Source organism: Prolinoborus fasciculus, assembly GCF_056724605.1.
In genome coordinates, this window is sequence record NZ_JBWZQN010000010.1 from 44907 (window position 1) to 70233 (window position 25327).

Here is a 25327-nt window from a genome sequence, read left to right on the forward strand (position 1 = left end):
GAGCGGGGCTTTCAACTTTAACAGCATGATGTAATGAGGCTATTATGGGCAAGAATGTTGTGGTACTTGGTACCCAATGGGGCGACGAAGGTAAAGGTAAAATCGTCGACCTGCTCACAGATCAAGCGGCAGCGGTAGTTCGTTATCAAGGCGGACATAACGCAGGTCACACTCTTGTGGTTGGTGGTAAGAAAACTGTCTTACACCTCATTCCATCAGGTATTTTACGTGAAAACGTATTGTGCTTAATTGGTAACGGTGTTGTTCTTTCTCCTGAAGCGCTCATCAAAGAGATGGACATTCTTGAAAAAGAAGGCGTTCCTGTTAAAGAACGTTTACGCATTTCTCCTAACTGTCCATTGATTCTTCCGAACCACATCGCACTTGATCAGGCGCGTGAGAAAAAACGTGGTAATGCGAAGATTGGTACGACAGGTCGTGGTATCGGTCCTGCATACGAAGACAAAGTAGCGCGTCGTGCAGTACGTGTTGCTGACCTAGTACGTGGTGGTGAACATCTTACTGCTCAGTTAACTGAACTTCTGGACTACCATAACTTCCAGCTGACTGAATACTACGGTGTTGAAGCAGTTAAATTGGAAGATGTGCTGGCACTTTGCGACGAATGGCGTAAAGTTGTTGCGCCACTGGTTGTGGATGTGACCACTGAATTGCATAACTACCGTAAAAACGGTGACAACATCATGTTCGAAGGCGCGCAAGGTTCACTTCTTGACGTTGACCACGGTACATATCCGTATGTGACTTCTTCGAATACCACTGCTGGTGGCGTAAGCTCTGGTTCAGGTCTGGGTCCTTTGCATCTTGACTATGTACTGGGTATTACCAAAGCGTATACAACGCGTGTAGGTGCAGGTCCATTCCCAACTGAGTTGGTGTATGACGCTGCAAATGACACGGGTGATGCGATTGGTAAACACCTCGGTACGATTGGTAATGAATTTGGTGCCTCTACTGGCCGTCAACGTCGTTGTGGCTGGTTCGATGCTGAAATCCTACGCCGTTCAGTTGATGTAAACTCACTTTCTGGTATTTGCCTGACTAAACTTGACGTTCTTGACGGTTTAGAAGAAGTGAAAATCTGTGTGGGTTATGAAGCTGCAGATTCTGGTTGTGTCGGTTCTTCTGATGCGCTTGCATTCGAAACTTTAAAACCGATTTACGAAACTATGCCAGGCTGGTCTGAGTCAACTTTCGGTGCGAAATCACTGGATCAATTGCCAGAAGCTGCATTGAACTATGTAAAACGTCTTGAGCAATTGATTGAATGTCCAATCGACATCATTTCAACAGGTCCAGACCGTGAAGAAACGATTGTTCTTCGCCACCCGTTTGATGCTTAATCTTCATTTGATTAAAGCTTGAATGATAAAAACCCATTTCCGGATGGGTTTTTTTATATCCTGAATTTATGCAGCTATTTCAAGACTAAAGTTGCATCGGTAATACCACGTGATGTGCTTTAACATAGCGGTATATAAAGAAAGAAAAATGAGCAGCAGGATGCAAAAAAATATATCGGCGACCATGTTTTATTCATTGTTATTCGCGATGGGCGGGGCGCCAACAATGGCCATGATGATTATTCGTGCGCAAACCCAAAACCCCGAAGTGATTTATGCGGTGCTGATTGGTCTGAGTGTCATTATTGCATGTATATTAGTGCCTATTATTTTATTGCAAAATGCTTTTTTATATTTCAAACGTAAAGACGAAGTGCTTGAACAGAAAATCAAACCACTGAGTCAGGTTTACTTGGGCCTCAATATTATTTGTCTGATTTATTGGTTGGCGATACAGTATTTGGCTTAAAAATTACATAATTTATAAGAAGATGAATGAATTAAGCGTTTAGCTGCTGCGCGCTTTCACTTATAATTTTTACAATGTAAATTGCCCTTGAGCTAAGGCGGAGTAAATTATAATGAAGAATAAACTTTTATTGAGTATGGCGGCTGCTACAGTCGTAACATTATCAGGTTGTACCACCATTGCCGATATGGCAGGGGCAGATACTGCGACCTTAAATGCATCTGCGAGCCAAAGCTATAATGCCATGGTCAATGATGCGAAGAACAAAGGTCAACTGGATACCAGTTCAGCGACCTATAAACGGATTAATAATGTATTTAACCGTTTGAAACCGGTTGCTAACCAGATGAATCAAACCGGTACGGCATTCCAGTGGCAATTGGCTGTGCTCAAATCTGACCAGGTTAACGCCTTTGTTGCGCCAGGTGGTAAGGTTGTATTCTATACGGGTATCGTGAATAAACTGAATCTGACCGATGCTGAAATTGCAGCGATTATGGGTCATGAAATGGTGCATGCTTTAGAAGAGCATTCTAAGCAGAAAATCGGTGCTCAGGCCCTGACTGATCTGGCCTTGGGTATTGGCTTAAATGCAGCAGGTGTGGGTCAAGGTGGTGCTGCAGCCGCACAATTGGGTAGTCAAATCGGGATTGGCTTGCCATACTCGCGTAATCTGGAAAGCCGTGCTGACCAAGGCGGTTTAATGCTGATGGCGCGCGCAGGTTATAACCCAAATGCAGCCATTACCTTGTGGGAAAAAATGAACAAACTCGGTGGCGGCAGTGGTGCAACCTTCCTGTCTACGCATCCATCGAATAGCCAGCGTATTGGGCAAATGCGTCAACAGTTGCCAGCAGCTATGCAGATTTATAACCAAAACAAATAATCCAGTGATCATCCTCTGAAAGGAGATCTTGATCGGATTGAAAAGGCAGGGCAATGGCTCTGCTTTTTTTATAGCTAATTGGATGGTTAATATTCTGCGGGCTATTTTCAGGCAATAAAAAAGGCAAAGTCTGACTTTGCCTTTTTTCACTCAAGATCAGAAGATCTTAGTGCTGGTGACCGCCTACACCGTGTACGTGGCCGTGATCTAATTCTTCTTGAGAAGCTTCACGAACAGATACGATTTCAACTTCGAAAGTCAGGTCTTGACCAGCAAGTGGGAAGTTAGCATCAACAACAACATTGTCGCCTTCAACTGCTTTAACAGTTACGATTTGCACGCCGTCATCAGTTTGAGCTTGGAACTGCATACCTGCCTGAATGTTGTCTACGCCTTGGAACATTTGCGCAGGAACTTCTTGAACTAGGTCAGGGTTGTATTCGCCATAACCTTCAGCAGCAGGAACGTTTACAGTGAATTTTTCACCTACAGTTTTGCCTTCTAACGCATTTTCTAAACCTGGGATGATGTTACCTGCACCGTGCAAATAGGCAAGTGGTTCACCTTGAGATTGGTCGAGAGTTTCACCCTCTGCGTTAGTCAATGTGTAGTGGAAAGAAACCACGAGGTTATTTGCAATAGCAGTCATGTTAATTGATCCATTCAATTTTTTAAGGGTACATCATAAAGTGAAATTGCATTTTTGTAGACTAAAATTAGCAAAAAAACGCAATTTGACAATTTTGTTGACGATTTTTTCATTGATTGGGCCAAATTCTGGAATTTCAATGCAATTTCAGCTTTGGAGAAATTTTTCGTGTAACAAAATCTTTTGCGGTGAGAATGCCAGCATGCGCATAACCATGAATGGTCGCCTGATGAATTCGATATAAAGAAACATACATCGATTTGGCAACAAAGCCTTGCACATTGACCTGACCGAGCAACTCGCCGACGGCTTTATTCTGGCTTAAGGAAATCAGTGAACCTTTGTCAGAAAATTTAAACATCGGTAAATAACTTTCTTCATTGACACGTGCTTTCAAGGCATTGGCCAGGAAATTGGCCTGTTGGCTAGCCACTTGTGCGCGTGGACCCAAGACCGGTTCATCTGCAGCAGGCTGGCAGTGAGCACAATCACCAAAAGCAAAAATGTCTGGATCAGATTTGGTTTGCAGGGTGGAGAAGACTTTCAAGCGGTGAATATTGTCCTTTTCCATATCTTGCAGTTGTGCCAAGACTTCAGGTGCTTTGATACCTGCGGCCCAGACTTTAATCTCGGCATCCAGACTTGAGCCATCTGCAAAATAAATTTTGTCTTCATCTACCTTGGCCACACGATGACTGGTAAGGACTTCAATACCGAATTTTTCCAGCTGTTGCATGGTATGTTCAGCAACTTTCGGCGAGAGCGCAGTCAAAATACGATCCGCCGCTTCAATTAAGGTAATTTTGACTTTATTTGGATCGACCTTGTTTAAGCCATATTTAAAGAAATTGTGTTTGGCCTCCACCAACTCGGCAGCCAATTCTACTCCAGTCGCACCGGCGCCAATAATCGCGATATTCAGTTCACGGCTCGAAGCTTCATGTTGAGCATTCAAGTAGAGATGCAACAGATCCTGCTGAAAGATATCAGCTTGTGGACGGCTGTCGAGAAAATGACAGAACTGTTTGACGCCTTCGGTATTAAAGTCATTCGAGGTAGAACCCAAGGCCAGTACCAGGGTGTCATAGTCGATGCGCTGGTTCTTCTTGGCTTGGGCTTTTTTGGAGAAATATTCTGTTTCTACCACAATCTGTTTCGCTTCACGATCCAGACCGGTAAATGTCCCCAAGACAAATTCATAATGATGTGCGGCTGAATGGGCAAAATAATTAGTTTCTTCTTCATGTGGATTTAAGGTGCCTGCGGCAACTTCATGCAGCAGCGGTTTCCAGATATGCGTCAGTTTTTGATCGACTAAAACAATCTGCGCTTTGCCGCTTTTACCCAAGCTCTCACCCAGCTGAGTTGCCAGTTCCAGACCACCGGCACCACCACCCACAATCACGATTTTATGTGCTGTCATATATGATTAACCTGTTTATTTTTTTAATAAAAATAAGAGAAATAGAGAGAAAATATACTATGGCATGGGCCAGATCGCGTCTTGGTTAAAATTGTTATACACATTACAAAACGTAGCAATTCTGTGAGGGCAGGTAAGTTTCCCTGTCTTGGGGAGTGATGCAGGGAGAAAAGAAAATCTGCCAGAAGATCAGCGAGTAGATCTTCTAGCTTAAAGAAAAGTAACTTGAGATGTAGGGCTATTATCTATCTAAAGGATAAAGCTTTACGCTTGGCGTATTGTCTGAAAACAAACCGAATAAGCCTTGTAGCCAAGTAAAGAATTTCTGAAACAGGTTGGCTTCTTCAATTTCGACATGATCCTCAATCTGAATGGTACGAATCAACTGATTATTCTGATAAACCTGAATAGTCGCCAAAGGCATCATGGTCGCCAAAGGTGCAATGAGTTCAGATGCTTTCACTTCAACATTGATATGAGTTTGCGTTTCCTGTAAAGGCTCGATACTTTTTAAAACGCCATCACCTGTATTCAGCATGACACGCTGTTGGGTTTGATCAAACTGGTTCAGGTCAATACTGTAGCCCTGATCATATAAAGAAGTGGTAATGATCTGCGGTTGCTTGGTTTGCACCTTAAACATTTTTAAGGTGGATTTGATCACAGGCAATTCAGCCAGTAGCTGTTGATCTTTGATCGCTACTTCATTGCGGGTATAGGTATAAGCGAGATTCATCAGCTTATGTGATACATCAGCGCGTTTTGCGGCACTTTTAGTACCCAGCACCACCACAATCAGACGGCGATTTGGCATTTCAAAATCTGCTGTGACACGATTGGCCGTCAGCGCCAGATTGTAGCCTGCCGCACGGGTAAAACCGGTTTTTAAGCCATCTACGGTTGGATCGACCTGAAGCACACGGTTGGTCGCACGATGAAAATGCTGATTGTAGGTAAAGCTTGGCTGCTTGGAATAATACAGATAATCTGGAGTTTCATTCACCACCGCCATAGACAGTCTGGCCAAATCGGCGGCAGTCGAATAATGCTCAGGCATGGTAATGCCGGCCGGATTCTGGAAATTGGTATGCTGCATGCCCAGCGCTTTGGCTTCCTGATTCATACGTTCAACAAACTGCGGAATACCACCCGAAATTTTCTCAGCCAGCGTGACTGCGGCATCATTAGCAGACATGATAATTAAGCCCGCCATAAGCTGATCGATTGAAATCTGATCACCTTCTTTCAGGTACATTTGTGACTCATCCCACATCACAGTTTTCACCACAGAGGTCGCGGTTAAAACTTCATTTTTATCTAATTTTCCGGCCTCAATTTCCTTTAAGGCAATATAAGCCACCATCATTTTGGTCAGCGAAGCCGGAGCGCGTTGCACATCGGCATTATGCTCTGCAATGACTTGACCAGACTGTGAATCCAGAATGGTCCAGGCTTCAGCTTCAACGCTTTCAGGCACAATATTGAGTAGGGCAGCATGTGAAAATGCAGGAATAAATAAACTGAAAACCGCAATCAGTGAGATGATGTATTTCAATGGTGTTCCTTGATAACCCGGCGGGTGTTGAACGATTTAATTTTCACGCATGCTATGCCTTTTTTATACAGATAGCTAGTCGTAAATGTAGACAAATAAGACAGCTAAACCATACTGGCTTAAAAAATGCTAAGCTAAGCTATATCTCATTTATTTTAATTTTATATCGTTCATTATGTTGCATTATCAAATTGAATTTGACGATTATCGTCAGCATCTTATTCACGTGACTGTTCGTTTTCTTGCGGACCCGACTCAAGTCTTGTCATTACCGACCTGGATTCCGGGAAGCTATCTGATTCGAGAGTTTTCCAAGCACATTGAAGCGGTCAAAGCCTATGATGAAGATGGGCGCCAGTTACAGATCCAGAAATTTGAAAAGAACAAATGGCGTTTATTCAATACCGATCATGAGCTGATTACGGTGGAATATGATGTGTATGCCTATGATCTGTCCGTTCGTGGTGCATATGTGGATCAAAATCGTCTCTATGTGAATCCCGCTTGTGCATGTTTAGGGCTAGAAGGTCAGGAAAATAAAGAAATTGAACTGGAAATCTTCCTGCCAGATGAATTGAAGCATTTTCAATTGGCAACAGGAATGCAGGCTAAAAGTCTGGTCAAAGGCCGTTTCACCCTGAAAGCTAAAAACTATGCCGAACTGATTGATGCGCCATTTGAGCTGGCAGAACAAACCCGTTTCAGTTTTGAAGCAAATGGTATTCCACATGAGTTTGTGGTGTCAGGCAAACACGCGATGAATGCGGCGCGTATGCAGCAGGACATTGAAAAAATCTGTGCTACAGAAATTTCAATGTTTGGTTCGGCGCCGTTTACAGACTATACCTTTATGACCATGGCAACCGGCAATAGCTATGGCGGTCTGGAGCATCCAAATTCTACCAGCCTGATTTCACCACGTGATGACTTGCCGAAAGCCAATGAGCCAGAAGAGCCATCTAAAGATTATCAGCGTTTCTTGGGCTTATGTAGCCATGAATATTTCCATTCATGGTTGGTGAAATTCATTCGCCCTGAAAACTTCGTCAATTATGATTTAAACAGAGAAGGCTATACTTCTTTGTTGTGGATCTTTGAAGGTTTCACCTCGTATTATGACGATTTGATCTTGCTACGCAGCGGCGTGATTAATCAGGAATCATATATTACTTTGTTAAAAGCACAGATTGACCGCTATTTGCAAAATCCGGGACGTGCGATTCAGTCAGTCTCTGAATCCAGTTTTGATGCCTGGGTGAAATTCTATCGTCAGGATGAAAACTCGAATAATGCGGGTACCAGCTATTATAACAAAGGCTGTTTAGTTGCATTGTGCCTGGATTTGGGTCTGCGTTTACGTGGTTCAAGTCTGGATGCCCTGATGCGTCGTTTGTATGAAAACGCTCAGAAGGGTGTTCAGGTACATGAACGGACAATCTTTGAATTATGCAAAGAGCTGACAGGAGATGATTGGTCAGAACAGATTAATCACTTGATCAATACTACAGATGAATTGCCGCTCGATCAGCTATTCCCTGAATTTGGTATGGCTTATAGCCTGAGAAATGAAAAGTCTTTGCCATTCGGTTTAAAACTGGCAGATAAGCCGGAAGGTGTGCTGGTTCAATCTGCGCGTCGTGATGGGGTTGCTGTACTCGCTGGCCTTTCTGCCAATGATGTCATTATTGCAATTGATGGCTTAAAAGCAACGACCAAACTTGTTGAAAGCTATGCAAAACAGCAAGGTACTTTTACAGTGTATGCATTCCGTCGTGATGAGCTGATGACCTTCGAGGTTCAAGCTGCGGGTTCTGAACTGACCGAAGTTGAACTGAAAGTGGAAGATCCGGCTAAAGTCGAGAAATGGCTTAAAGTTTAAATCCGAAATTATTCTTAATTTAAAAAAACCGGTGCATCGTCACCGGTTTTTTTATTGAAGTGCATGTTGAAAGAACATCTATTTAATGATCAGTCGTGATGTACCACGGAATTCTGCCACGATTTGATTATGTTGATTCATCACTTGAATGTCATAAATGCCACTACGGCCACTGCTGGTTTTGTGTTCGGCTACAGCAGTCAGCGTGTCGCCAAGCAATCCCGGTTTTAAATAATGAATACCGCAATGTTGACCGACTGCCGGATGTTCACCGGTATTGCAGGCAATTGCAAAAGCTGCATCTGCCAGTGCGAAAATCACGGCACCGTTACAGGTCTGATGACCTTGTAAATGTTGTTCAGTCACCTTTAATTCGATCTTTGCATAATTGTGATTATAAGAAACCAGATGAGCACCAAGATGCTGAATTAACCGGTCCTGATTAAACATCTGGTTGACTTGCTGATCCATTGCAAAACTCCTTATTTAGATATGTTTTATTTTAAATTATTAAATATATGAATCATAAATAACATCGGATAGTCAGAATGACAAGATGGAAGAGTTAGAAATCTTGTTTGCACACATAAGAAAAAGCAGGTAAAACCCATATTTAGGAATGGCTTTTTTATTATTAGAAGATGAATCAAAATAGTTTAAATTGGGGGATTAGAATTACAGTTGTATGGCTAGCTGTAATTTTTCTATTTTGGTTTTTTGGTGATTTGAAAAATCCAACATCTTTAAATGAATTAGGGGATTTTCTTGCAGGTATAGTTGCACCTATCGCTTTCTTATGGCTGATTTTAGGCTATGTGCAGCAAGGTAAGCAGCTAGAGCAAAATACAAAAGCATTAGAACAACAGGAAAGAGCATTACAGCTCCAAATCCAGGAAATGAAAGAAAGTGTTGAATATCAAAAACAACTTGGTGAAATTCAAAAAATTCAATTACAAGAAGTACAAAAAACATTAGAACCACGTTTTCTTATATTGAGTTCTAGAGTTAGGACTGTATTTTCAAATAAGGAAATGACTATTAATTGTTATGCGAACTTATATTTGATAATCGAAAACTTGGGTGAAGATGCGTTTGATTTTAAAATACAATCAGGTGAAAAAAACGCAGTTATAGCTAAAGAAAATAAATTTTTAGCTAGTGAGGTTAAACATATTAAGTTTGAACTAGACCAAACGAAATTAGATGAATTAAATAAGCATAAAGAAGTTGACGCTGATTTTATAATTGAGTATCAGAGTAAAAATGGAAGAGACTATAAGAAGTTACTAAAAACATATATTTATCAATCTAAGCATCCATTTTATGAACTTGAATCTAACATGATTGATAAGTAATAAACTCAATTCCCCCGATACGTTGAATAGCCATAAGAACTTAATAACAGTGGAATATGGTAATGCTCCAACGTGCCATCAATCACAAAAACTACCGGCACTTCAGGGAAGAACGTCCGTTGATTATTGGCCTTAAACCAATCACTCGTTTTAAACGTTACTTTATAAACGCCTTTTTGTAACGCGGTGTCTTTAGGATAAAATTCTTTAATACGACCATTACTGTCTGTCTTGGCTTCATTGAGCTTGACCCATTTCTCACCTTGTTGAGCTTCTAGGGTGACCGTGACATTAGCAGAGGGTAGGCCGGTTTCCTGATTAAGTACATGCACACTCAGCGGATTGGCAAAGCCAAAAGTTGAAAGGGAAGTCGCAGCTAAAGCGAAAATTATTTTTTTCATGAGACTCACATTAAAATGAATACTTTAATTAATTCTAATAGATTGAAAAATAAAAAAATATTTAAGTTATGTAATAAAAAAGCCCACCGAAGTGAGCTTGATTGAATCTATTCAAACTTAGCCACGACCGCGGCCGCGACCACGTGGTGCTTTGGTATTTGGACGAGTTGTGCCATTGGTCTTACGACGCGGCTTTTCACTTTCATCCATTTGCCAGATACGTTTGGTGCCAGACTTTTTCACAGAACCATCTTTGTTCTTGCGAACCATTGGCTTACCACCCGTACCACCCGGCTTTTTCACATAAGAGCGTGAACGGTATGGTTCTTCCGCAGGAACATTCTGGAAGTCTGGATAAAGTAATGGTTCAATTTCTCTGGTTTCACCCGGTTGCAATCCCATACGAACCAAATCAATCTCACCAATTTTGGTACGGATCAAACGCAGTGTAGGGAAGCCGACAGCAGATGTCATACGACGAACCTGACGGTTACGACCTTCACAGATTGAAATCTCAACCCAAGACGTCGGAACAGAGGCACGGAAACGTACAGGAGGATTACGCTCCCACAACCATTCCGGTTCAGACACTTTTTCAGCACGTGCAGGAAGCGTCATGCCATCTTTCAGTTCAACGCCTTTACGAAGCTGTTCAAGTGCTTCTTCGGTCACATCACCTTCCACTTGCACCATATAAGTTTTAAACTTTTTATTGGCAGGATTGGTGATATATTGGTTGAGACCACCGTGATCGGTGAGGAAAACCAGACCTTCTGAGTCCATGTCCAAACGACCCGCAAGACGTAAATCTTTGTCGTTGACAAAATCAGCCATGGTTGGGTGCTTTTCATCCGCACGGAATTGGGAGAGGACGTCATAAGGTTTGTTTAGAATGACGATTTTCATAGGAAATAACTTCTATAATTACATTAATTTAAAAAATGTAGAGGTTTATTTAAAAGGGAAATTTAGTTATTTCCCGTATAAATCTCAAAAACAACAAATCTGGATTAGAATATTATGCGTTAAGAACAGTTGAAAGTATTGCCTAATTGGCAATTATTTTAGATTTGTCAGCGGCATCCGGGAGAATACTAATAATGGGATATCAAAAAATCGTAGTACCTGTGGATGGTACCAAAATTACCGTTAATGCAGACCTGTCACTCAACGTACCAAATAATCCAATTATCCCATTTATCGAAGGGGATGGAATTGGTGCAGATATTACACCAACAATGCGAACTGTGGTAGATGCTGCTGTGCAAAAAGCATACGCCGGGAAGCGTTCCATCGAATGGATGGAAGTCTACTGCGGTGAAAAAGCTGACAAAATTTACGGCACCTATATGCCTGAAGAAACTCTCGAAGCACTGCGCGATTATGTGATATCGATTAAAGGTCCACTGACCACGCCAGTCGGTGGTGGTATTCGTTCCTTGAATGTGGCTTTACGTCAGGAACTGGATTTATATGTCTGTGTACGTCCGGTGCGCTGGTTTGAAGGGGTACCTTCGCCAGTACATAATCCGGAACTGACCGACATGGTGATTTTCCGTGAGAATTCAGAAGATATTTATGCCGGTATTGAATGGAAAGCAGATTCTCAGGAAGCGAAAAAGGTTATCAAGTTTTTGAAAGAAGAAATGGGTGTAACCAACATCCGCTTTGAAGACAATTGTGGAATCGGAATCAAACCTGTCTCCAAAGAAGGTAGCCAGCGTCTGGTACGTAAAGCGATTCAATTTGCCATTGAGAATGACAAGCCGAGTGTGACCTTGGTGCACAAAGGCAATATCATGAAATACACCGAAGGGGCATTTAAAGAGTGGGGCTATGAGGTCGCATTGGAACGTTTCGGCGGTGAGCTTTTAGATGGTGGTCCATGGGTTAAAATCAAAAATCCAAGAACAGGCAAAGACATTATTATTAAAGATGTCATTGCTGATGCCTTCTTGCAGCAAATCTTGATGCGTCCGGCGGATTATTCTGTAATTGCGACACTGAACTTAAATGGTGATTATATTTCTGATGCGCTGGCTGCGGAAGTCGGCGGGATCGGGATTGCACCGGGTGCCAATATCGGCGGTTCGATTGCAGTTTATGAAGCAACCCACGGTACAGCGCCTAAATATGCTGGACAAGATAAAGTAAATCCGGGTTCGATTATTCTGTCAGCAGAAATGATGTTGCGTGATATGGGCTGGACAGAAGCTGCCGACTTGATCATCAAGGGGATTTCGGGTGCGATTGCGGCAAAAACGGTGACCTACGATTTTGAGCGCTTAATGCCAGGGGCGACCTTGCTGCGTTGTTCCGAGTTTGGTGAAGCGATTATTGCCAATATGGATGCCTGAAATTGCGATGCAATTTATGAATAAAAAAACCCGCAATTACGGCGGGTTTTTTTATCACTTTATTGGGAAGCAAAGGCTGAACGGTTTAAGGTTAAACGTTAAAATAAGTATCAGGCTGCAAGATCATGTAAGAAGTGTAATGAGCCTAGAAATGATTCGTTCTAAGCTGAATAACTTAGTAAACACTGTATTACATTGACGTATTTGGATACAGCTCAGCGATTGGCTTATTTTGTATAAACGTTACAGTGATGAATGGAACTTCCAGTGATATAGAGACGTTTCTCCAAAGGAGTAAATCATGGCTAAAGCTAAAGCGAGACATAAGCAGGTCCAACAAAAAGACAAGCAGGACAATGCTCAGAATGAAGAGCAGCAACAGCAACAACAGCAACAACCATCGAAACCATCTCGTGCTAAAAAACGTAGATAATCTCCTATCCACCTAAAATAACAAAACCCTCATTTGAGGGTTTTGTTATTTGAACGCTTGTATAAAATCATCACTAAAAATAACAGGATTGTGACTTTAAATTAGGCGGTTGTGATTAAGATAAAAGTCATCTATTTAATTTAATGCGAATATTGGTGAAATTTCTCCGGATTATAAGCTTACTGTTATCTATAGGTTTTCTACTGACTGCCTGTCAACCACCGCCTTCAGGGGAGGCAGCAGGTTGGAAAAGCCCTTATCTGTATTGGCAATTACAGAGAGCCCAGTTGGAAGCTCCGCTACAGATTCCGGTTGAAGGCGTCAGAGTTGGTCAAATTAATGATACCTGGGGAGCAGCCCGTAGTGCCGGTCGTAAACATGAAGGGACGGATATTTTTGCCAAACGCGGTACGCCAGTATTCAGCGCGACCCCAGGTATTGTGCGTAGGATTGGTACCAACAATCTGGGTGGGAAAATTATCTGGGTGACTGGCCCCAATATGAGTCAGCATTATTATGCACATCTGGATGATTATGCAGCGGATATTCAGGAAGGCGACTGGGTCGAAGCAGGTGAAGTCATCGCTTATGTGGGTAATACGGGCAATGCTAAAAATACCCCACCGCATTTACATTATGGGATTTATCTGGGTGGGCAAGGAGCAACCAATCCTTATCCTTATTTAGTTCCTTCTCCATGAGCAGACACTGGCTGAGTTTGTTGTTCAGGCTTGAGTCTGGCAGGACGTGTACACCAGAACAATTGCAATGTTCCTAATAAAAGAACCAATGTGGCCAGTATGAACTGTTGATGATAGCTCAATCCAAAATATTGCAGCGCACTAAAGCTGAGTCCACCGATCAGCTGAATCGAGGCAAAACACAAGGTAGCAATACTCCAGAGCTTTTTATAAGCCAGTCCATACAGTTGCAAAATGGTATAGGAGGTCAGGAAGACCACAGCCGGATTTAGCATCCCAGTGAAAAAGGAAGAGCTAAAAGTGAGTAAGGGATAAGCATCTAGAGTCGCAATAAAAATAGCCCCAATATAAAGACTATAAAGAATTTTCAGGGCAGCAAAATTACCCCATTTTCTGGCCAGCACATAAGCACTAAAGGCACCCAAGGCACTGCCTATTCCATACAGAATCCAGTTGAAATTAATCCAGAACAAGCTCAATCCCAACTGCTGGCTTAAATAATCAATCCAGAAGAGTGAATGCGGTATATAGGCGAAAGCACTACAAGCATAAACTGTCAGTAAACTATAAAAGATGCTATTCAGAGATAGAGTAGAGATAACAGCAGGGGCTTGTACGGACAAATACGGCTTAAATTTCTGAATCAGTAAACTTAAAACGATACAGATGAGCAGGGCAAAACCACATAAGATCAGCCAGGCCGTCTGTATGGAAATTTGATCCAGATAAGGCAGAAACAGGGTAGCAATTAAAACGCCTAGTCCAATCCCACTAAAACCAATAAAGTTGATTTTAAGACGATCCTGAAGTTCACAACACTGCGCGACCACACTCGGCGATAAGATCATCATCAGTCCACCGCTGATCCCTGAAATGATACGCCAAGCGATATACCACGCTTCAGAAAAACCAGAAAACGCACAACACATCAGGCTGAACATGCCAGCAAAGGCTGAAATTTGAATATAGGTACTCATACTGCGGTCTTGAGGAAGACGCATCGCGGTAAAAGCACCGATTAAATAACCCAGCAAATTGGCACTGCTCAAGAGGCTGGCAAAATCTGTACTCCAGCCAAAGGCTTCTCGTGTGCCAGGTAACAGTGCAGTATAAGAAAAACGAAGAATGCCAATGCCCAAGCACATACTAAGACAAAGAAAAAGGCTGAGCTTGATTGTGTTTGAGGACATCCGTGCACTCATAGAATTTTATATTTGGTCAAAAAATAACATGAATCTTCATGATTGAGGGGAAATTGCCTGAGAAGAAACCATTGAGTGCAGAAATTTGCTCAAAGAAACCGGTATGATTTTTAAGATTTCATCAGTCAAAAGCCTGAATTTTTTCAGAGAAATAAAAAACCGCGTATCAACGCGGTTTTTTATATTGTCTATTTCAAGAATTAACGCATCTTGGCCAGGAAACGGCCAACACGGGTAATGGCTTCACGCAGTTCATTTTCAGCCGGCAGGAATACTACACGGAAATGATCCGGTGTCGGCCAGTTAAAGCCTGTACCTTGAACCAGAAGCACTTTCTCGGCACGTAACAAATCCAGCATCAGTTTTTCATCGTCCTGAATTGGATACACATTCGGATCCAGTTTCGGGAAACAGTACATTGCACCTTCAGGCTTGACACAAGATACACCTGGAATCTCGTTCAGCATTTCCCAGGCAATATTGCGCTGTTCATATAAACGCCCACCTGGGCGAATTAGGTCGTTAATTGACTGATAACCGCCCAGTGCAGTCTGAATCGCATATTGAGCCTGATGGTTGGCACACAAACGCATCGATGCCAGCATATCCAAACCTTCGATATAGTCTGCGGCACGTGCTTTATCGCCGGTAATGGCCATCCAGCCGGAACGGAAACCAGCAATACGATAGGCTTTAGATAAACCGTTAAACGAAACACAGAGCTGATCGCCAGCCAGAGCTGCTACAGCAACATGCTCGATTCCATCGTAAATAATTTTGTCGTAGATTTCATCAGCAAATAAAATCAGGTCATATTTCTTGGCCAAGTCGACGATTTGCTGCAACACATGACGTGGGTAAACCGAACCGGTCGGGTTATTCGGGTTAATAATCACAATACCACGGGTATTTGGCGTGATTTTGCTTTCCATGTCAGTAATATCTGGATACCAGTGATTTTCTTCATCACATTTATAGTGAATCGCTGTACCGCCAGACAGATTCACTGCTGCCGTCCAGAGTGGATAATCCGGCATTGGAATCAGCATTTCATCGCCATCATCCAGTAGACCTTGCATGGCCATCACGATCAGTTCAGACACACCATTGCCGATATAGACGTCATTGACGTGCATATCTAGAATGCCTTTTTGCTGATAATACTGACAGATCGCCTTACGCGCCGGGAAAATCCCTTTGGAATCCGTGTAGCCAATCGCATTCGGCAGGTTTAAAGCCACATCGTTGATAATTTCCTGCGGCGCTTCAAAACCGAATGGGGCAGGATTGCCAATATTTAATTTGATAATTTTGTGACCGGCTTCTTCCATCTCGATGGCCGCTCGTAACACAGGTCCGCGAATGTCGTAGCATACATGCTCGAGCTTAGATGATTTCTTGATCTCGCGAGGGGTTTGGAAAGTGTTCGGCATTTTGATGTTCTCGGAAGAAGTGGAGGTCACTTTTGCATAACGATATAAATAACTTTTAAATGTCTCAGTTGTGACTAGATCGAGATCATGTTCATCTCGAAGTAGTGCAACAATTTTTTCATGCGTAAATCCAAGCTGCTGATATTGTTTGATCACAGGCAGCAGATTTTTAAAAATTACGCTCTTTTTTTGCGACATTTTTTAATCCTGAGCAAATTTAGAGCTAAGAATACCATTAAATTTGCTCACTAAAAAACATTTAATGTAAAAATTGCTTACTTTTATTTTTATATTTGCTTTCTTTTTGCTTTTTTTCGGCATTATATGTCTTTTGTAAAATGTTGAATAAAGACTAGAATTTTTAAAATGAATCACGTAAATATAGGATTATCCTATTTTAAATAGCAAGATAAAAAGGTATGTGATCATGGGAAAACTCAATAAATCAGACCGGGAATGGCAAAGAGAGTTATCACCTGAGGAGTTTCGCATTACGCGCGAGAAGGGAACCGAGCCGGCATTTACTGGAAAATACTGGAATACCAAGCAAGATGGCACCTATGTATGCCGTTGCTGCGGCACGCCACTGTTCTCGTCTGAGACCAAGTATGACAGCGGCTGTGGCTGGCCAAGTTTCTACCGTCCTGTCAGCAGTTCAGTGGTAGAAGAATTACCTGATACTTCACACGGAATGGTCAGAACTGAGATTGTTTGTCATCATTGTGACGCACACTTAGGGCATGTTTTCCCGGATGGCCCAGAACCGACCGGTTTGCGTTATTGTGTCAACTCGGCTTCTTTGGACTTAGAAACACAAGAAAAAAATGATGAGGAAACCTATCCATGACTAACATTTATCAGTTTGAAGCTGAATTGTTAGATGGCAAAAGCAAGCCACTTGCAGATTACGAAGGCAAGGTACTTTTGATCGTCAATACAGCGAGTAAGTGTGGTTTTACCCCACAATTTTCAGGATTAGAAAAACTTTACGAAAAATATAAAGATCAAGGTCTGGAAATTTTGGGATTTCCATGCAATCAGTTTGGTGGTCAAGATCCAGGTTCCAATGAACAGATTGGTGAATTTTGCCAGAAGAATTACGGGGTATCTTTCCCGATGTTTTCCAAGGTGGATGTCAAAGGCCCTGAAGCGCACGCCATTTTTCGCTATTTGACTAACAATTCCAAAGGTATTTTAGGCAATGGAATTAAATGGAATTTTACCAAGTTTCTGATTGGCCGTGATGGCAAGGTATTGAACCGTTTTGCTCCGACCACCAAGCCTGAAGATCTTGAAGATGAAATTGCCAAAGTCTTGTAAGAATCAGCGTCATCTTCTCAGTATGAGATGAAGATAGAGCTCATCTGATTTCAATTAAAAACCCACTTATCTAAAGTGGGTTTTTAATCATGATTAAAATTTAGAGAATAGCTTTCAGGCGTTGGATAACTTCTTCACATTGCGCCAGATCGGCCACAAGTGCCAGACGTACATGATTTTCACCCGGATTACCCTGTTCAGTATCGCGGGATAAATAACGACCCGGAAGTACTTTAATATGTGCCTCTTCCATCAAACGTTTGGCAAAGGCTTCATCATTGTCAACTTTTAGCCAGTAGTAGAAACCGGCATCCGGTTTTTTGAGTGGCAGTAGGTGACCGAGTTCTTTCTGGAATAAATCAAACTTGGCACGGTATTGCACCCGGTTTTCTTCCACATGCGCTTCATCATCCCAGGCAGCGATTGAAGCCAGTTGATGTTGTACCGGCATCGCTGCGCCGTGGTAAGTACGATATTGCAAATAAGGTTTTAACAGGCTGGCATCACCGGCAACAAAACCTGAACGCATACCCGGAAGGTTAGAGCGTTTAGACAGTGAATGGAACACCACGCAGTTTTTATAGTCATCCCGGCCAATTTCAGCACAAACTTCCAGTAAACCTACGGGTGCCTGATCAAACCACAGTTCCGAATAGCATTCGTCTGAAGCAATCACAAAGTTGTATTGATCCGACAGGGCAATCAGTTTTTTAAACTGCTCTTTTGATAATACTGCACCGGTTGGATTGCCCGGGGTACAGACAAATAGCAATGCCGTTTTTTCCCAGACTTCTGCCGGAACAGCATCAAAATCACCAAGGTAGTTATTTTCCTCAGTACAGTTGATGAAATAAGGTTTGGCACCTGCGAGCAGTGTTGCGCCTTCATAAATCTGATAAAACGGATTTGGCATCACCACATAAGGTGCATCTTCACGATTCACCAAAGCCTGTACAAACGAGAAAATCGCTTCACGTGTACCAGAAACAGGCAGGATATTGCTGTCTGCACTGATGCTATTTAGGTGAAAACGGCGCGTCAGCCAGTGAGCAATACTTTCACGTAGTTCCGGCAAGCCTTTACTGTTTGGATAGGTCGACAAATGTTTAAAGTTATCAATAATCGCTTGTTTCACAAACTCCGGTGCAGGATGCTTCGGTTCACCAATCGACAGGGGAATTAAGGGCATATTTGCAGGCTGGATATCCGCAAAAAGCTGATTTAACTTTTCAAACGGATAAGGATGCAGTAGAGACAAGCTAGAGTTCATGAATAAGTAACCGCGTTTTAATGTGAGTGTTGACTACAAACCTGATGAGAAGCTTCATCCAGCGCAGTTTTAAGTGCAGCTGCAAATTCGGCAGATTCTCCAGGTGTCATAGGGTTGCCATCTTTTTTGGTGACAAAGAATATATCTTCGGCACGTTCGCCAAGGGTGGCAATTTTGGCAGAGTGGATATCCAGCCCTTGCATCATAAATAAACCACCGATTTTGGCAAGTAAACCGGGATGATCGAGAGTGGCAATTTCGACCATATTCTGATTCAAGGCAGGATTGACACTGATATCGACTGTATTTTCAATATCAAAATGACGTAATTGACGCGGAATCCGGCGCTGCATCAAGCCCGGATATTCATCTGAATGACTCAAGGCATCTTTCAGAGCCTCAATCACTGTGGCCTCGCGTTCCGGATCGGTCAATAAGGTGCCAAAACGGTCCAGTACTACATAGGTATCCAGACTGAAGGCTTTAGTCGCTGTAATAATCCGTGCGTCTTGTACATCCAGATTCATACGATCCAGAATAGCCACGGTGGTGGCAAACAGGTTGGGTTGATCCTGCGTATAAATAAAGATCTGTACCGCATCCTGCGCATATTTACGGTGCGCCCGCATCAGCACCAGTGGGGCAGGATTATCGCCGTGTTGTAAAATGGCACGGGTATGCCAGGCAATTTCATCTGCTGTTTCTTTGAGGAAATAGTCATCACCAAGTTCCTGCCAGACTTTTTCTACCTCATCCAGTGAGAAGTCCTGAACCAGAAGTTCACTGGCTGCAAATTTAGTATCTTCAATCAGCATTTGATAATCAACCGGACGGCCCAGACCAGAACGGATTACATCGCGCGCCTGAGTGTACAGCTGACGCATCAGCGAGGCGCGCCAGGTATTCCATAGCTTCGGATTGGTGGCGTTAATATCGGCAACTGTCAGAGTGTATAAATAATCCAGATGTTCCATATCACCCATTTTTTCGGCGAATTCTTTGACCACATCCGGATCGGAGATATCTTTTTTCTGGGCGGTGACAGACATCACCAGATGATTCTGGATCAGCCAAGCCACCAGATTGCTTTCGCGTTCAGTAAAGCCATGGCTACGGCAGAATTTAATCGCATCGCTGGCACCGAGTTCACTGTGGTCACCGCCACGACCTTTAGCAATATCATGGAAAATTGCTGCCAGATAGACGATGTCACGACGGGTCAGACGCTGAAACACTGAACTGACCACTGGAAATTCCTTGGCAAATTCAGGTTCTTTAAAGCGGTTTAAGTTCCGCAGCAGCAATAAGGTATGCGCATCGACTGTATAGATATGGAACAGGTCATATTGCATTAGTCCCAGAATCTGTCCAAAGGCCGGAATGTAATTTCCAAGCACACCATAACGCTTCATGGCAACCATGGTGTCATAGAGTCGATGCGGTGAACGGATAATCGCCATAAACAGTGCCTGATGCACCGGATTATCACGGAAATCCTGATCAATACGTTTTCCAGCCAAGGTCAGCAGGCGTAAGGTACGCGCACGAATGCCTTCGATTTCAGGACGATTGGCCAGCAGATAGAAAATTTCCAGAATTGCGCTTGGATTTTCCGAGAAAATCTTATGATGTTGCACAGCCAGTTTGCCATCGACCAGTTTAAAGTTCTGGTTGATTTCTTCGATCTGGCGTTCATATTGCGGTAAACGTGGCGTAATGACCGATTCATTAAAATAGGCCAGCAGCATTTCGTTCAGTGTAGACACTTGCTGCGCACTGCGGTAATAGCGCTTCATGAACTGTTCAATTGGATAGTTCGGATGATGCGCCTCTTCACGTACATAGCCAAATTTGGCTGCAATGTCGCGCTGATAATCGAACAGTAAGCGGTTTTCATCGCGCTTGGTCAGGCGGTGCAGGTGATGACGGATTTCCCAGAGAAAACTCTCTGCTTCCTCGAGCACACCGAGTTCAAATTCTGAAATAAAACCGAGGTGCACCAGATCGTAAATGCGATTGACGCGGAAATGGCGTTTGGCAATCCATCCAATCTGGTTGATGTCACGAATACCGCCCGGCGCATTTTTAATATCCGGTTCCAGATTGCTTTCGGTATTGTTGTGCTGAGCATAGCGTTTATGCTGCTCATCCATCTTGGCATCAAAAAAGGTTTTGTCGGTCCAGGTACGTGACACGATGCGACGTGGCCATTTGCACAGGTTTTCATTGCCAATAATCAGACGGGCTTCAATCAGGGTGGTGGCAACGGTCAAATCACTGCTGGCCTGATTGACACATTCATTGATGGTGCGAACACTGATACCGGGTTTGAAATTCCCTACGTCCCAAAGCGATGAAATGAATGTAGAAATCAGTTGTTCCTGTTCCGGGTTAATCTCGTCTTCTGACAAGATCATGATGTCGACATCAGAATAAGGCAGCATTTCACGACGGCCATAGCCCCCGACAGCAAACAGGGCCAAATCAGTTTGATCCAGTTCGGCATGCTGCCAGAGAAACTGCAGGGCTTCATCGATCAGATTGGAACGCGCCAGAATAATATCCCGAATCGACTGCCCATTTTCAAAACTTTCCTGAAGCTGATTTTCGACATCACTGCGCCATTGATTGATGGCTTTAATGTCATGGTTGCTTTTAGCGTAATTCAGCAGTGGATGGGTGTTGATCATGTACAGTCGTCCGTTGGTATTTCAGCTTAGTTTTGGTTGACGCTAACTTGGTTTGCGACCTGTAGGGCTAGTTCACGTGCCTGTTCAATGTTTTCCGCACGTGATGTGGCAACGCCCATACGACGACGTTTAAAACCTTCAGGTTTGCCAAACAGGCGCAAATCGGTATTGCCGTCTGCTAAAGCAAGATTCAGGCCAGAAAATGAAAGATTACGGCCATCTACTCCAGCATAAATTACCGCACTGGCAGCCACACTATGTCGTGCAGTATTCACCGGCAAGCCTAAAATAGCACGTGCATGCAGCTCAAATTCACTTTGAAATTGGGAGGCTAAAGTCACCAGTCCAGTATCGTGTGGACGTGGGGAAACCTCACTAAACCATACTTTGTCGCCTTTTACAAAGAGTTCCACTCCAAAGATTCCGCAGCCACCAAGTGCTGTAGTGACCTTGTTGGCAATGCGCTTGGATTCTTCCAGCGCGGCTGGAGTCATCGGTTGAGGCTGCCAGCTTTCCACATAATCACCTGAGTCCTGACGATGTCCGATCGGGTCGCAATAAGACGTTTCGATTTCGCCGGTTTCTGGATTTTTTGCACGAACAGTCAATAAGGTAATTTCAAAATCAAAGTCAATTTGTGATTCTACAATCACAGTACCCTGATTGACCCGGCCACCGGTTTGCGCATATTCCCAGGCAGCATCGACTTCATCAAAACGGGTAACACGAGACTGACCTTTGCCTGAAGATGACATCACCGGTTTCACAAAGTTTGGATAGCCGACATCGTCACAGGCCGCGCGGAAGGATTCTAAACTGTCGGCAAAACGGTAAGCTGAAGTTGGCAGACCGAGTTCTTCCGCAGCCAGACGACGAATACCTTCACGGTTCATGGTCAGATTGACGGCTTTAGCAGAAGGAATGACTGTAGCAATGTTCTGGGCTTCTATTTCAAGCAGAACTTCGGTCGCAATCGCTTCAATTTCAGGAACAATTAAATGTGGCTGGATTTGATTGATGAGTTGTTTGAGTTCTACAGCATCTGCCATATTCAAGGTATAGGAATAATGCGCAACCTGCATGGCAGGGGCATGATCATAACGGTCAGCAGCATGAACTTCGACTCCAAGGCGTTGTAGTGAAATCACCACTTCCTTGCCCAGTTCACCAGAACCCAATAATAGAACTTTATAGGCAGAAGATTGAAGGGGAGTACCAATAGTCACGCTCATGTGGATCATCCATGCTTGATTTTATGGACTTTTAGCATAGCAGAACTGAGCCGACAGTTAAGCCAAGATTCATACAAAATTGTGATATTGACCAACAGTTTTATTTATAAAGTTTTTCTAGATTTAATAAGGAGGCGCTGTCATTTTCACATCGCTGTCAGACTGCGTTTGCAGAAGATAAATCCCGCTTTGAGACTTGAGCTTTTCTATTTGTGCAACTTGTTCAGTATTGATATTTAGCATCTTTAACAGACGTAATGTACGAACATGCAGGAAATACGCATAGGGCAATACAAAAGGCAGTACAAAGCACAGCAAAAATAACAGTAGCCCAAAAACTGTGAATTGAATGCAGTCTCGCAAGATGGTAGTGAGCTGGAACTGATCTGCTGAAAAGGCGGTAGCTGAAAAAAGAATAAAAAGGAGCGCAAATAAACCAGCAAAAATTTTTAGAGTATTCGGCAGGACACGATGTCTGAAGCTCCATTTACCCAAAATCAATGTCAAAGGATGAAGATGCAGCACGTATTGGCTCTGATTAAGCATAGCAATAATTTGATGGGTGCTATTCTTTTTAATATAAACCACCCGAACTTGATCTGCTGGTTGAGCATGTATTTCGACAAAATGTCCGGTAAAATTTTGAGCATTGATAAAACATTCAAAATATTGTGCCGGCACTTCATGTCGATGGAATACGGTTAACATTTCATCGCGCCGATGATGAATAAAGATTTTGCCTTCAATCACCTGTTTGACCTCAAACATGCGCATCCTTCCTTGTTTTTATTGTTATATAAAAAAGATCTATACTATGAGTTTAGCATAAGTCTTTGTTTCGATTGATCAACGAGTTAAAGCTTAAAAGGGTACTGGAACATAGGTGTAAACCAGGCCATAGGTGAGCGCTGCAGTCAGTGTCGCCATCACAATACGTTTAAACTTAAAGTACAAAACCGTGAGCACAATAAAGCCAACCAGCATCGCAAAACTTTTATTTGGCGTTTCTAATAAAGGTGGCAAGGTAGCAACTACCAACATGGAGCTGATCGCAGCGATGCCAATTGAACCCAAGGCAATTTTTAGCCACAACGCTCCGCGTTTTTGCGAACCTTGCTGAAATTTTTGAATGACAAAAAAAGGACCAAAGCGCGAGGCAAAATTGGCAATCCCGACTAAAATCCCGACCAGAATAATCTCTAGATTCATGCTTGATCTCCTGCGTGTTCAGGATCTGGCTGTTTCAAAATATAGTGCTTGAACAGGCCTGCGAAAATACCAGAACTGATACCGATAAAGATCGCGGCAGACAAGTCGATAAAATAACAGGCAATCGCAGAAACCAGAATCGTGACGGCTACAACAAAAGTGTGTTTTTTCTCAAAGGCTGCCAACAAGAAACTCAGGAACAGCGCAGGTAACAGGAAGTCTAGTGCAGCCTGCAAGAATTGCGGCAGGTTGCTGACCTGATCGGCAAATAAGCCACCGAGGAAAGATCCGAGTGCCCAGGACATCCAGCTAAACAGGCTTAAACCGAGCATCCAGGATTCTGACCATTCCTGTCGCCGTTGCGAGAGCTTGATCATGCCGGAGGCAAAGACTTCATCGGTCAGACCCCAAGACCAGATTGCCGTTTTCTTTAAATTCAGCCGGTCTTGAATCAGATTTTGTAACGCAGGGCCATAGAGCAGATGACGAATGTCCAAGGCAATCACGGTCAATGCTGTCATCCAGATAGATGTACCACTGCCTAAGAGCGCAACTACCAGGAACTGGCTGGCACCTGCATACATCGAACAGGACAGGAACAGTGCTTCCCAAGCGGTAAAGCCAAACTGAGTAGCTGACACACCAAAAGCAAACGACACTGGTAAATAAGTGAAGATAATCGCTTGGCTATCTTTTGCACCTTGCCAGAAGCCAGCAGGTTGCGTAGCGAGTTGATTCGGTTCAGACACGACACACCTTGAAGGAGAGTTGAACGATGGGTCAAATGAAGATTGTGTATTCTACGTGAATTTAATAGCATAGTGCCGAAATGTTTAAATTGGCGAGCCTGATATGTGGATGTTCAAGACACGTGCGATGCTGATTGCTGCTTTAATAAGCACGGCAATATTGTTACAAGCGTGTGGGAATGACAGTCAATCGACTGATAAGCCAGAAATTAAACCGGCACCTAAACTGACTAATGATGCGACGACTTATGCCAATGCCGCATGGCAACTGATCAATGAAGTGGATCCTCTGGTCTATAATAAAGAAGTGGATCAGCTGGAAACACAGGTACGTCAACCAGCACGTAAATTGAGTACAGACTGGCGTATTAATGTCAAAATGACTGATTCGGTAACCGAAGGCAAATATGCCCTGTGTCGTAAAGCCTTGACCAGTCTGGAAATCTGGGCGCGGACGACCATGGGAAATGGCAACAGCCTGCAACAAAAACAGGCGGATTATGAGCGGGATAAACTGCAATGTCAGAATGCCATTGCCCATCCTGCACTCGGAAATACCGATCCTAAGCAAAAAGGTACTGCAATTGCCAATATGCAATAAACCTTTGCCCATTTAAATGTACGGTGGTGTATCAAAAAGTATGCTAAAAAAAAGCAGGTTGAATTTTGATAAAATAGAGAAATGCAAATAACTCTAGAAATCAAATGTCCAACCTGCCTCAGTGACAGTATAAAGAAAAATGGCATCAA

Annotated in this window: 25 protein-coding genes; 11 read left to right on the top strand and 14 right to left on the bottom strand. The window is 43.1% G+C overall.

The features are described from left to right. The first annotated feature begins 44 nt into the window (after nucleotides 1–44). The 3 genes from AC1P5O_RS03925 to AC1P5O_RS03935 all read left to right on the top strand — a co-directional run bounded on the left by AC1P5O_RS03925 (nucleotide 45) and on the right by AC1P5O_RS03935 (nucleotide 2719). Complete coding sequence (locus tag AC1P5O_RS03925) at nucleotides 45–1364, top strand: adenylosuccinate synthase (protein ID WP_004278963.1); 1320 nt, start codon at nucleotides 45–47, stop codon at nucleotides 1362–1364. 160 nt (nucleotides 1365–1524) lie between these two features. Continuing rightward, nucleotides 1525–1833 carry a hypothetical protein gene (locus tag AC1P5O_RS03930; RefSeq protein ID WP_005263419.1) on the top strand — a complete coding sequence of 103 codons (309 nt, stop codon included), beginning with the start codon at nucleotides 1525–1527 and terminating at the stop codon, nucleotides 1831–1833. Between the two features lie 112 nt (nucleotides 1834–1945). After that, the gene (locus AC1P5O_RS03935; RefSeq protein WP_004278961.1) at nucleotides 1946–2719 is read left to right on the top strand and encodes a M48 family metallopeptidase; all 774 of its coding nucleotides are present in this window, start codon (nucleotides 1946–1948) and stop codon (nucleotides 2717–2719) included. Between the two features lie 166 nt (nucleotides 2720–2885). Here the strand turns inward: AC1P5O_RS03935 and slyD are convergent, their stop codons facing one another. From slyD to AC1P5O_RS03950, 3 genes are all read right to left on the bottom strand, one after another. Next, complete coding sequence (gene slyD, locus AC1P5O_RS03940) at nucleotides 2886–3368, bottom strand: peptidylprolyl isomerase (protein ID WP_004278960.1); 483 nt, start codon at nucleotides 3366–3368, stop codon at nucleotides 2886–2888. Between the two features lie 136 nt (nucleotides 3369–3504). Then, nucleotides 3505–4791 (bottom strand): NAD(P)/FAD-dependent oxidoreductase, encoded by a 1287-nt coding sequence (locus AC1P5O_RS03945; RefSeq protein WP_004645547.1) that lies wholly within the window; start codon nucleotides 4789–4791, stop codon nucleotides 3505–3507. Between the two features lie 241 nt (nucleotides 4792–5032). Next, complete coding sequence (locus tag AC1P5O_RS03950; protein ID WP_168730805.1) at nucleotides 5033–6346, bottom strand: D-alanyl-D-alanine carboxypeptidase family protein; 1314 nt, start codon at nucleotides 6344–6346, stop codon at nucleotides 5033–5035. Between the two features lie 175 nt (nucleotides 6347–6521). Between AC1P5O_RS03950 and AC1P5O_RS03955 the strand changes: the two genes are divergently transcribed. Continuing rightward, nucleotides 6522–8225, top strand: a complete 1704-nt coding sequence (locus AC1P5O_RS03955) for a M61 family metallopeptidase (RefSeq protein ID WP_153566973.1) — start codon at nucleotides 6522–6524, stop codon at nucleotides 8223–8225. Between the two features lie 78 nt (nucleotides 8226–8303). Here the strand turns inward: AC1P5O_RS03955 and paaI are convergent, their stop codons facing one another. Next, complete coding sequence (gene paaI / locus AC1P5O_RS03960; protein WP_004278956.1) at nucleotides 8304–8696, bottom strand: hydroxyphenylacetyl-CoA thioesterase PaaI; 393 nt, start codon at nucleotides 8694–8696, stop codon at nucleotides 8304–8306. A gap of 170 nt (nucleotides 8697–8866) precedes the next feature. Between paaI and AC1P5O_RS03965 the strand changes: the two genes are divergently transcribed. Then, complete coding sequence (locus AC1P5O_RS03965; protein ID WP_153566972.1) at nucleotides 8867–9580, top strand: hypothetical protein; 714 nt, start codon at nucleotides 8867–8869, stop codon at nucleotides 9578–9580. Between the two features lie 5 nt (nucleotides 9581–9585). On the opposite strand, the gene uraH is transcribed toward AC1P5O_RS03965, so the two are convergent. Beyond that, nucleotides 9586–9981, bottom strand: a complete 396-nt coding sequence (gene uraH / locus AC1P5O_RS03970) for a hydroxyisourate hydrolase (protein ID WP_044113019.1) — start codon at nucleotides 9979–9981, stop codon at nucleotides 9586–9588. A 117-nt stretch (nucleotides 9982–10098) separates the two neighbouring features. Then, on the bottom strand, nucleotides 10099–10887 hold the full coding sequence (locus tag AC1P5O_RS03975) for an rRNA large subunit pseudouridine synthase E (RefSeq protein ID WP_004731551.1): 789 nt from the start codon (nucleotides 10885–10887) through the stop codon (nucleotides 10099–10101). Between the two features lie 194 nt (nucleotides 10888–11081). Here AC1P5O_RS03975 and icd point away from each other — a divergent pair, with 194 nt between their 5' ends. From icd to AC1P5O_RS03990, 3 genes are all read left to right on the top strand, one after another. Further along, the gene (gene icd / locus AC1P5O_RS03980) at nucleotides 11082–12338 is read left to right on the top strand and encodes an NADP-dependent isocitrate dehydrogenase (protein ID WP_153566971.1); all 1257 of its coding nucleotides are present in this window, start codon (nucleotides 11082–11084) and stop codon (nucleotides 12336–12338) included. 301 nt (nucleotides 12339–12639) lie between these two features. Continuing rightward, on the top strand, nucleotides 12640–12771 hold the full coding sequence (locus AC1P5O_RS03985; protein ID WP_004645538.1) for a hypothetical protein: 132 nt from the start codon (nucleotides 12640–12642) through the stop codon (nucleotides 12769–12771). Nucleotides 12772–13058: 287 nt separating this feature from the next. Next, nucleotides 13059–13472 carry a peptidoglycan DD-metalloendopeptidase family protein gene (locus AC1P5O_RS03990; RefSeq protein ID WP_318270379.1) on the top strand — a complete coding sequence of 138 codons (414 nt, stop codon included), beginning with the start codon at nucleotides 13059–13061 and terminating at the stop codon, nucleotides 13470–13472. Here the strand turns inward: AC1P5O_RS03990 and AC1P5O_RS03995 are convergent. Both AC1P5O_RS03995 and AC1P5O_RS04000 read right to left on the bottom strand, forming a co-directional pair. Beyond that, a complete protein-coding gene (locus tag AC1P5O_RS03995) occupies nucleotides 13451–14662 on the bottom strand; it encodes a YbfB/YjiJ family MFS transporter (protein WP_005103567.1) in 1212 nt (403 codons plus the stop codon). The genes AC1P5O_RS03990 and AC1P5O_RS03995 overlap by 22 nt on opposite strands. A gap of 212 nt (nucleotides 14663–14874) precedes the next feature. After that, entirely contained in the window at nucleotides 14875–16107 is a 1233-nt protein-coding gene (locus tag AC1P5O_RS04000; RefSeq protein WP_499005713.1) for a pyridoxal phosphate-dependent aminotransferase, read from the bottom strand. Between the two features lie 427 nt (nucleotides 16108–16534). Between AC1P5O_RS04000 and msrB the strand changes: the two genes are divergently transcribed. Next, entirely contained in the window at nucleotides 16535–16954 is a 420-nt protein-coding gene (msrB, locus tag AC1P5O_RS04005) for a peptide-methionine (R)-S-oxide reductase MsrB (protein WP_004645533.1), read from the top strand. After that, the gene (locus tag AC1P5O_RS04010; protein WP_004278946.1) at nucleotides 16951–17427 is read left to right on the top strand and encodes a glutathione peroxidase; all 477 of its coding nucleotides are present in this window, start codon (nucleotides 16951–16953) and stop codon (nucleotides 17425–17427) included. Before msrB ends, AC1P5O_RS04010 begins: the two co-directional genes overlap by 4 nt. 100 nt (nucleotides 17428–17527) lie before the next feature. Here AC1P5O_RS04010 and dapC read toward each other — a convergent pair whose 3' ends face one another. From dapC to AC1P5O_RS04040, 6 genes are all read right to left on the bottom strand, one after another. Further along, entirely contained in the window at nucleotides 17528–18697 is a 1170-nt protein-coding gene (gene dapC / locus AC1P5O_RS04015; RefSeq protein WP_004731542.1) for a succinyldiaminopimelate transaminase, read from the bottom strand. Between the two features lie 17 nt (nucleotides 18698–18714). Further along, nucleotides 18715–21387 (bottom strand): [protein-PII] uridylyltransferase, encoded by a 2673-nt coding sequence (gene glnD / locus AC1P5O_RS04020; protein ID WP_004731539.1) that lies wholly within the window; start codon nucleotides 21385–21387, stop codon nucleotides 18715–18717. A 26-nt stretch (nucleotides 21388–21413) separates the two neighbouring features. Next, nucleotides 21414–22619 (bottom strand): formate-dependent phosphoribosylglycinamide formyltransferase, encoded by a 1206-nt coding sequence (gene purT / locus AC1P5O_RS04025; RefSeq protein WP_004731536.1) that lies wholly within the window; start codon nucleotides 22617–22619, stop codon nucleotides 21414–21416. Nucleotides 22620–22742: 123 nt separating this feature from the next. Next, entirely contained in the window at nucleotides 22743–23369 is a 627-nt protein-coding gene (locus tag AC1P5O_RS04030; RefSeq protein WP_253101689.1) for a hypothetical protein, read from the bottom strand. Between the two features lie 111 nt (nucleotides 23370–23480). Continuing rightward, complete coding sequence (ygaH, locus tag AC1P5O_RS04035; protein WP_004278941.1) at nucleotides 23481–23828, bottom strand: L-valine transporter subunit YgaH; 348 nt, start codon at nucleotides 23826–23828, stop codon at nucleotides 23481–23483. Then, complete coding sequence (locus AC1P5O_RS04040) at nucleotides 23825–24577, bottom strand: AzlC family ABC transporter permease (RefSeq protein ID WP_004278940.1); 753 nt, start codon at nucleotides 24575–24577, stop codon at nucleotides 23825–23827. Before AC1P5O_RS04040 ends, ygaH begins: the two co-directional genes overlap by 4 nt. 103 nt (nucleotides 24578–24680) lie before the next feature. Between AC1P5O_RS04040 and AC1P5O_RS04045 the strand changes: the two genes are divergently transcribed. Then, on the top strand, nucleotides 24681–25178 hold the full coding sequence (locus tag AC1P5O_RS04045; protein WP_005265740.1) for a hypothetical protein: 498 nt from the start codon (nucleotides 24681–24683) through the stop codon (nucleotides 25176–25178). The last annotated feature ends 149 nt before the right edge of the window (nucleotides 25179–25327 follow it).